Origin of the sequence: Longimonas halophila (assembly GCF_002554705.1) — a bacterium.
Classification (GTDB): domain Bacteria; phylum Bacteroidota; class Rhodothermia; order Rhodothermales; family Salinibacteraceae; genus Longimonas; species Longimonas halophila.
The window spans coordinates 1-7,998 of the sequence record NZ_PDEP01000026.1 but is presented as its reverse complement, the minus strand read 5'-3'; the positions used below and the strand labels follow the sequence as shown (position 1 = coordinate 7,998).

The following is a 7,998-nucleotide window of genomic DNA, read 5'->3' as shown; positions in this document are numbered from 1 at the left end:
GTTCGGGGGCTGGCGGCGGCTTGCGAAGGAGTACGAGCGCCGGGCCGAGACGAGTGCCGCCATGGTCCGGCTCGCGTCACTACGATTAGCCCTTAGCCGCCTCTAACGGCATATCAAAACAGCTTCTTAGCGTCTACTCACTACCCGTCTTTCCACGTTATGCCTGATGTACCCCACGTCGCGTTGCTGGATGCCTCGCTGGACGACACCCATGTGCAGCGTAATTTTACGCGCGAGCTGGACGCACGCCTTTCGATTGTGCGCGTATCGGAGGGCGAACCGCTGGCTCCCTGGCCCGATGCTGGTGCCCCCCGTGCCGACTGGCCCTACGACGCGCTGATCGTCTCCGGCTCGCAGTCCTCGGTCTACGACGACCGCCCGTGGATTGCGAGCGTGGAGCGGTACGTGCAGCGAGCGCTGGCGTCGGAGGCCCCGGTGCTGGGCGTGTGCTGGGGGCATCAACTCTTAGCGCAGACGCTGGGCGGGACCGTGCGCAGCCAGGAGCGCTACGAACTGGGCTATGTGTCGGTGGAGCAGGTGGCCGAGGATGCCATCTGGGACGACGTACCGCATCTGTTTACGGTGTTTGCTACCCACTCTGATGCTGTGACGCAGCTTCCGAAAGATGCCACGCTGCTGGCCGAAAACGAGGCGGGCGTGCAAGCCTTTCGGCACGGGTCGGCGGTAGGCGTGCAGTTTCACCCCGAGTACGACCGGCGCTGCGCCCAGGATATGATCCGCCGCAAGTCGCTGCCCGACGCCGAAAAACAGGCCGCCCTCGACACCATCACCGATGCGAACGTACAGGCTGCTCGTGCTCCGAAGCAGCTCTTGCACAACTTCTTGCGCATGGCGAAGTCCCACCGTACAGCCCACAGTGCGTAGATACCTCGACCCGCTTGCGCCACATCGCTGTGTGTGCTACCGTATAAAGCAGGACTCTCCGCCCTTTGTGATCGCTGGCCTGTTTTGTCTATGCCCGAAGCCTGTGCTTCCGCCCCGTTTCGTGTTGTCTCCATCCCGCTAAATCGCGAAGCTATCGTCACCTTTCTCACGCCGCCTGTTGCCACGCCACAGGGTGCGGCGGTACGCATCGTAGCCCCGCGTCCCACAGTCGAGGCCGAGGCTGCATGGGCAGAGCGGCTTCGCAGCGAGCCCACCGTGCTCAGCCTCATCAGCCGCGACGTCCCGGCAGGCTACGTGCGCCCCACCACGACCGACCGCCTTGTGCCTACCGAGTTTCTGGAGGAGGACCCGGCCTACCTGACTCGTAACATGGGCGGGTGGAGTCCGGTCTGGTTTGGAGTGATGCAGGGGCCGGTGGCTTCGACGGCAGCGGATCCGCTGCTCCGGCATGCAGAGGTGCTCAGCGAATACGGCCCTCACATCCAGCACTTCGGAGCCAATCCGGTACAGGTGCGCACCCGCCTGCCGCGCGAACTGGGCACCGATGCGGTGGAGGATGTGGCGGCTGGCATTGTGCGTCTGCATGACTGGCGCGCCCAGCACGACGCCACGGGCTCCGTGGCGGGCATGACGGCCTATGCCGAGGCGCTCTACGCAGAAATCACCACCTCGGGGCCGCTCACCAAGTCCAGCGGCGATGCCCCCCCGGTACCGCGCGCCGTACTCATTGACGAGCTGTTGGGGCAGATGGCACGCATTGAAACCCGCCGCCGCGCGTCGGTTGCCAATGGGAACTCAAACGAAGCCGAAGCGCTCGCGGATTGGCAACAGCGCGTAGAAGCCGACACCGGGCTGGTGCTCATCCTAAAGGGCGAGTACATCATGGGGCGGCATCGGTGCAGCACGGTGCTCATTGCGCCCAAACTCGATCTGGTGGCCAAGCAGCCGGGGCCCGAGCCGTTTCACGAGATCGAGCTGGGCGCTGCTACCCACAACGGACGCGCCGAAAACCGTCCGGGGCTCACCCGTGATGGCGCGCTCGTGACTGCCGCCGGGCGGCTGCGTCTGATTCTGGAGGAGGGCCTCGTGGAACCGCTCAATCGGCTGTTTGGGCACGACGTGCAGCTCGTGTCGAGTCTTGGCTTCATCCAGGAGCCGTACGTGGATGGCCCCACGCTCAAAGAATACGTGCTGGCCGATCCAGATCGCCTGACGCCTGCCATTTACGAACTGGTGCTCTTTCACCAGCTGGTGTGCGAGCATGTCGGAGTCGAGAATGGCGACTGGCATGCCGACAACTTTATGGTGGACCCCGACCGCGCGCATCCGCTTGACAACGACGCTCCCGGACTCATCCACATCGACTGGGGCGCGGCGCGGCCGTTGCCCGATGAGGAGCGCACTCCAGATGCGGTCGAAGCGCGTATGCATCAGGTCAAGAATATTGCGTACTCGTACGAGGACGAGGCCGTGGCCACCCGGAGCCGCATGCTGCATGACAACCTGGTTTCTGACCCGGCGCGCATGAAGCGCTTACACCGTGCGGCTCGTGCCTTTGCTGCGGAGTTCGACGCCTCCTTTGCATAACACGACGTGCTTTCGCATCCCCCTGCAACAGAAGAGCTTGGCATGAGTGACTGGTGGAAAGACGCTGCGATCTATCACATCTATCCGCGCAGCTTTCAGGATACGAATGGCGATGGCATTGGCGATTTGCCCGGCATCACGCAGCGGCTCGACTACCTGGCATGGCTGGGCGTAGATGCAATCTGGATGTCGCCGGTCTATCCCTCGCCCATGGCCGATTTCGGCTATGACGTGTCGGATCACTGCGATATCGATCCGATGTTTGGCTCGCTCGCGGATATGGATGCGCTGATCGCCAAAGCGCATGCGCTCGACTTGAAGGTGATCATGGATTTTGTGCCGAACCACACCTCCGATGAGCATCCGTGGTTTCAGGCATCGAAGAGCAGCCGCGAGGATCCGAAACGCGACTGGTACTACTGGAAGGATCCGGGCCACGACGGTGAGCCGCCCACCAACTGGCTCAGCCGCTTCGATGGCGAATCGGCGTGGGCCTGGGACGAGGCGACCGAGCAGTACTACCTGCACACGTTTCTGAAGAAGCAGCCCGACCTGAACTGGCGTAACCCGGAGGTACGCGAGGCAATGTGCAACGTACTGCGCTTTTGGTTCGACCGGGGCATCGACGGCTTTCGCGTAGACGTGGCCTACCGCGTGATGAAGGATCCCGACTTTCGCGACAACCCCGTGAATCCGGACTGGACGCCGGACATGGATCCGTCGTTTCGGGTGCACGAAACGCGCACCAAGAATATCCCCGACGCCCATCAGTTCAACCGGTGGATTCGGGCGGTGGCCGACGAGTATGACGACCGCGTGCTTGTGGGTGAGATGAACTTGAAGATCCCAGAACTGGTCGAGCATTACGGCACGCCTGCGGCTCCCGAGTTCCACCTGCCGTTTAACTTCCGGCTGGTGTTTACCCCGTGGACGGCCGAGAACGTGCGGGCGCTGGTTGACGAGTACGAGGCCGAGTGTCCCGACCATGGCTGGCCCAACTGGGTCTTGAGCAACCACGATCAGCCGCGCTTTGCCACACGGGCCGGTCGGGCGCAGGCGCGCTGCGGCCATCTGTTTTTGCTCACGGCTCGTGGCACGCCCACGCTGTATTACGGTGACGAACTGGGGATGCAGAACGTCGAGATTCCTCCAGAGCAGGTTCAGGACCCGTGGGAACTGCTCTCGCCCGGACTGGGGCTGGGGCGGGATCCAGAGCGTACGCCCATGCGCTGGGATGCGAGCGCACACGCCGGATTCTGCCCGCCCGATGTGGAGCCGTGGCTGCCTGTTGGGGCGTCTGCCCGCGTGCAGAACGTGGCCTTGCAGCGCGAGGACGATGCCTCAATGCTCCAGTTTGTGCGGCGGGTGCTGCATCTGCGGGCTGAGCACCGTGCACTGCGCCGGGGCTCGTGCCGCACGCTCGACGCCCCCGACGAGGTGCTTCTCTATGAACGCACAGGCAAAGCCAATCGCTTCTTCGTCGCGCTGAACTTCAGCAGTAGCGTGCAGACAGTCGAACTCCCGCAGCCTGCACGGCGCCTGCTCTCTACCCGGATGGACACAGCCGACGTGTCTGTTGAAACACAGTTGTCGTTGCGCGCCGATGAGGGGGTGCTGCTACACGCTGAGACGGATCGCCCGTAATGTGCGCAGCGGCACTGCAATAGATGAAGTAGGGTCACGGCGCGCCGTGACCCTATGGATGGTACTCCGGTCTGTGCTCACAAGCTCATCAGCGGGCGCGCTTCAGGCGGCGTGCAGCTTTCGACGAGGCATCGCTAACGAGGTCGAGCGGCGTTTCGCCTGCGTCGGTGGGAGTGGCGGGATTGGCTCCGTGCTTCAGGAGCAGTTGGATCGCCTTCTCCGAGTTGTCGTCGGCGGCAACGTGCAGAGGCGTTCGGCCCGAGGTATCGGTGGCGTGCACATCGGCGTCGTGCTCCAAGAGCACCGTGAGGGTGTCAATTGCGTCGCTCCACACGGCGCTGTGCAGGGGCGTACGCCCGAAGGTGGCATCGGTGACTTCGAGCGTGGCTCCGGCCTCCAGCAGCACGCGGGCAGCGTCGGCGGCGTCGTACCAGGCGGCCACGTGCAGCGGCGTCTGCTGCTCGTCGTCGGTAGCATGAACATCGGCTCCAGCCTCCAGCAGCAGACGCAGGATCTCGGGATCGTTGCTGCTGGCGGCGGCATGCAGAGGCGTGCGCTGCTCAAAGTCGGATGCGTTTGCATCGGCCCCGGACTCCAGCAGTTGTTCTACGGCGTCAACGGCATGGTCGCTGGCAGCACTGTGCAAGGGCGTGGCGTCGGCATCATCGCCCTGGTTGGGGTCGGCGCCGTGCTTGAGGAGCAGCGCAACGAGTTCGGTGGCATTGTTGCGTGCTGCAATGTGCAGCGGGGTGCGCTCGAATGAGTCATCAGGGCGGTTGGGGTCGGCCCCGTGGTTGAGCAAGAGCGTGGCCACCTCCTTGGCATCGTTCCAGATGGCCACGTAAAGCGGCGTGCGCCCGAGCGCGGCACTATCGGCGTCGGGATCGGCCTCGTCATCGAGAAGCAGTTCAGCGGCGGTAGCTGCATCCAGTCGGGCAGCGACATGCAGGGGCGTATAGCCGTCGCTGTTGTGGAGGTTGGGGTCGGCCCCATAGTCGAGCAGGGCGGCCGTCGCATCCCCCAGATTGTGTTGAGCCGCTCCGTGGAGGGGCGTCTGTCCATCGGCATCGGTGGCATTGGGGGCTGCCCCCGCTTCAAGAAGCCGTACGAGTGCATCGTGGGCCTCGTTGTCAACGGCGCTGTGAAGCGCGGTCTGGCCGTGCTCGTCTTCAATTTCGGGATCGGCCCCGTGGTCGAGCAACGTATGCACGAGCATGTCGGCGTTGAGGCTCGCGGCCATGTGAAGCGCCGTGCGGTTGAACGCCGTGTCGTGCGCATCGGGGTTGGCCCCTGCATTGAGCAGTTGCTCCAGTGCCGTGGCGGCGTTGCTCCACACCGCAATGTGCAGCGGCGTGCGGCCATACTGCGCTTCTGCAGCTTCGAGATCGGGCTCTGCCTTCAGCAGTGCCGTGATGGCGGCCTCTGCATCCTTCTCGGCGGCCTTATACAGCGGCGTTTCGCCATCTTGGTCGGTGGCATTGGGATCCGCTCCGGCCTCCAGCAACACGGCTATGGCCCCGGCCTGATTGGCATAAGCGGCCGCGTGCAGCGGCGTTTGCCCTGACAGGTGACTCTCGACGTCAGGGATTGCCTCTGCCTCCAACAGCACATGCAATGCCTCTACTGCATTGCTGGAAGCCGCCACGTGCAGCGGAGTAAAGTCGTTATCGTGCTCTGTGTGTAGCGGCGAGTCGGTATCCAGCAGGATGCGGAGGGTGTCAACGGCATTGGCACCTGCCGCTACATGGAGCGGACGCCAGCCGCGTTCGTCTGTGACATCCGGGTCAGCATCGTTTTCCAGGAGGATGTTCAGGGCTTCGGCAGCATCGGACTGTGCAGCAGTGTGCGCCGGGGTACGCCCGTCTTTGTTTGTCGCATTGGGCTCCAAACCGTGCGCCAGCAGCGTCTTGAGCGCTGCGGTCGCGTTTTGATTTGCGGCGATGTGGAGCGGGGCATACCCGGCCTCGCTCAGCTGTGTAGCCGTTGCTCCTTTGTCCAGGAGCCCTTGCAGGGCGTCGGCAGCATCGGCTTGCGCGGCAGCATGTGCTGGCGTCCGTCCTGCACTGTCAGTCATGTTGGGGTCCAGCCCGCCCTCAAGAAGGACGTTCAGGACCTCAGTATCATCGCGATATGCGGCTTTGTGAAGCGGCGAGTAGCCGCTCTGGTCGGCAGTTTCTGCATCAGCCCCACCGCGTAACAGAACGGGAATGACGGCTGTAGCCCGTCCATCCACAGCCCGATGCAGGGCCGTGCGTCCTTCGCGGTCGCGCCGGTGCGGATCGGCTCCGGCATCAAGAAGTGCCTCTACCACATCGGCCTGATCAGTATCAACAGCCAGATGCAGCGGCATCAGGTCCTCATCATCGGTCGTGTGGGGGTCAGCGTCGTGATCGAGCAGTGCCTGCATCGCCGCGTGGGCTCCGGCAGTAGCCGCCTCATGAAGCGGCGTGCGCCCCTGTGCCCCGCGCCGATGCGGGTCTACGCCATGCTCCATAAGCAGCGTGCACGCAGCCGCCGCATCCGCGCGCGCTGCCCGGTGCAGCGGCGCATCGCCATGTTCATCGCGCTGATACGCATCCACACCATGATCAAGAAGCAGCTCTACTAACGCTGCAGCGCCCATCTCAACGGCCCGGTGTAGTGGAGGACGCCCCTGGTCATCAGTCGTTTTTGTGTCTACGTCACGCTCCAGCAGCAGACGCAGCGCCGACTCGTTCTCGTGTTCAATCGCGGCATGAAGCGCCGTGCGCCCGCCCTCGTCACGCCGGTGCGGGTCTGCGCCATGGTCGAGGAGTGCACGCAGTGCATCTTGGGCGTCGTGCTCTACCGCCCGGTGCAGCGGCGTGTAGCCGGCATCGTCTTTCTGATTGGGACGCGCCCCGCCATCAATGAGCGCCGGGATCACATCGGCGGCATTGTGAACCACCGCCAGATGCAATGCCGAGCGTCCCTCAACGGTGCGCATCTGCACATCTGCACCCGCATCGAGCAGGCGGCGGGCGGTAGCCTCTGCATCAGCCATCACCGCGCGATGGAGCGGCGTGTACTCATCGTCGTCGCGCTGATGCACGTAGGCGTCGCCCTGAAGCAACGCGTCGACCACGCCGTCAGCGCCTGTGTTGGCGGCATGATGCAGCAGGCGGATGCCCGAATCGAGCTGGTCGTTGGGGTCGGCTCCGCCCTGCACAAGGACCGCCGCAGCCACTTCCGACTGTGCCTCCACGGCCACACGCAACGCAGCCTGCATCTCTTCGTCCGAGACGACCAACTCGTTCTTTAGAAGCGCTTCGCATACCGCCTCAGCATTGGCGCGGGCCGCCTCGCGGAGAAGCGCTCCCGCAGGTCCTTTGGAAAACACCTCAGCCGCGTGCTCCACATCGTTGGCCGCCGCGTCGTTGAGCGCCGCCCAGTCTACGGCTTCCGCCTCAACAGTGCGGGCGTCGGCCCATGCCTCTGCATCGGCCACGCCGATGTATTCATACATCGAAGACGGGACGTCGGGCTTCGGTACGGCATCGGTCATGGCACAGGGGGGTAAGTGTAAAATGGCGGATGCACGGCCCGGACTGTGGGAGGCCCGGACGGCGGGCTCGTTCTGGGCAACGGACAGCCACCGCGCTTAAGTCGTTTCCAATACACGGGCAGTCCGTTTGTATGCTCATAGCATCGCAAAGAAATCACTCATTTACAACACGGATATTGCATAGAAGATGCACAAGCCGCGTGTGGGCGTCCACAGTACATGACAAAACTCAGGCGGGTCTTAACAAAACAGAACGGGCCTATCCTCCAGCGGTACAGGTCGTGAGACAAACCATGACCTGTGCTGAAGAATAGACCCGTCTGCCTATGCCTTACGTG

4 protein-coding genes are annotated in these 7,998 nt (G+C 63.6%); 3 read left to right on the top strand and 1 reads right to left on the bottom strand.

Annotation, left to right across the window (positions count from 1 at the left end; all coding sequences use genetic code 11):
* The first annotated feature begins 159 nt into the window (after window positions 1-159).
* The 3 genes from CRI93_RS14920 to CRI93_RS14910 all read left to right on the top strand — a co-directional run bounded on the left by CRI93_RS14920 (window position 160) and on the right by CRI93_RS14910 (window position 4,137).
* Window positions 160-885, top strand: coding sequence for a type 1 glutamine amidotransferase (locus CRI93_RS14920; protein ID WP_098063518.1), 726 nt, complete (start codon window positions 160-162; stop codon window positions 883-885).
* A gap of 90 nt (window positions 886-975) precedes the next feature.
* Complete coding sequence (locus tag CRI93_RS14915; protein WP_098063516.1) at window positions 976-2,493, top strand: hypothetical protein; 1,518 nt, start codon at window positions 976-978, stop codon at window positions 2,491-2,493.
* A 42-nt stretch (window positions 2,494-2,535) separates the two neighbouring features.
* Window positions 2,536-4,137: an alpha-amylase family glycosyl hydrolase gene (locus tag CRI93_RS14910; protein ID WP_098063514.1), complete on the top strand. Its 1,602-nt coding sequence runs from the start codon at window positions 2,536-2,538 to the stop codon at window positions 4,135-4,137.
* Between the two features lie 88 nt (window positions 4,138-4,225).
* Here CRI93_RS14910 and CRI93_RS14905 read toward each other — a convergent pair whose 3' ends face one another.
* Complete coding sequence (locus tag CRI93_RS14905; protein ID WP_098063512.1) at window positions 4,226-7,660, bottom strand: ankyrin repeat domain-containing protein; 3,435 nt, start codon at window positions 7,658-7,660, stop codon at window positions 4,226-4,228.
* Between the last annotated feature and the right edge of the window lie 338 nt (window positions 7,661-7,998).

What these genes read in the sequence shown, in the direction of transcription:
- CRI93_RS14910 (WP_098063514.1), top strand. Translation starts at nt 2,536, where the DNA reads ATGAGTGACTGGTGGAAAGACGCTGCGATCTATCACATCTATCCGCGC.
- CRI93_RS14920 (WP_098063518.1), top strand. Translation starts at nt 160, where the DNA reads ATGCCTGATGTACCCCACGTCGCGTTGCTGGATGCCTCGCTGGACGAC.
- CRI93_RS14905 (WP_098063512.1), bottom strand. Translation starts at nt 7,660, where the DNA reads ATGACCGATGCCGTACCGAAGCCCGACGTCCCGTCTTCGATGTATGAA.
- CRI93_RS14915 (WP_098063516.1), top strand. Translation starts at nt 976, where the DNA reads ATGCCCGAAGCCTGTGCTTCCGCCCCGTTTCGTGTTGTCTCCATCCCG.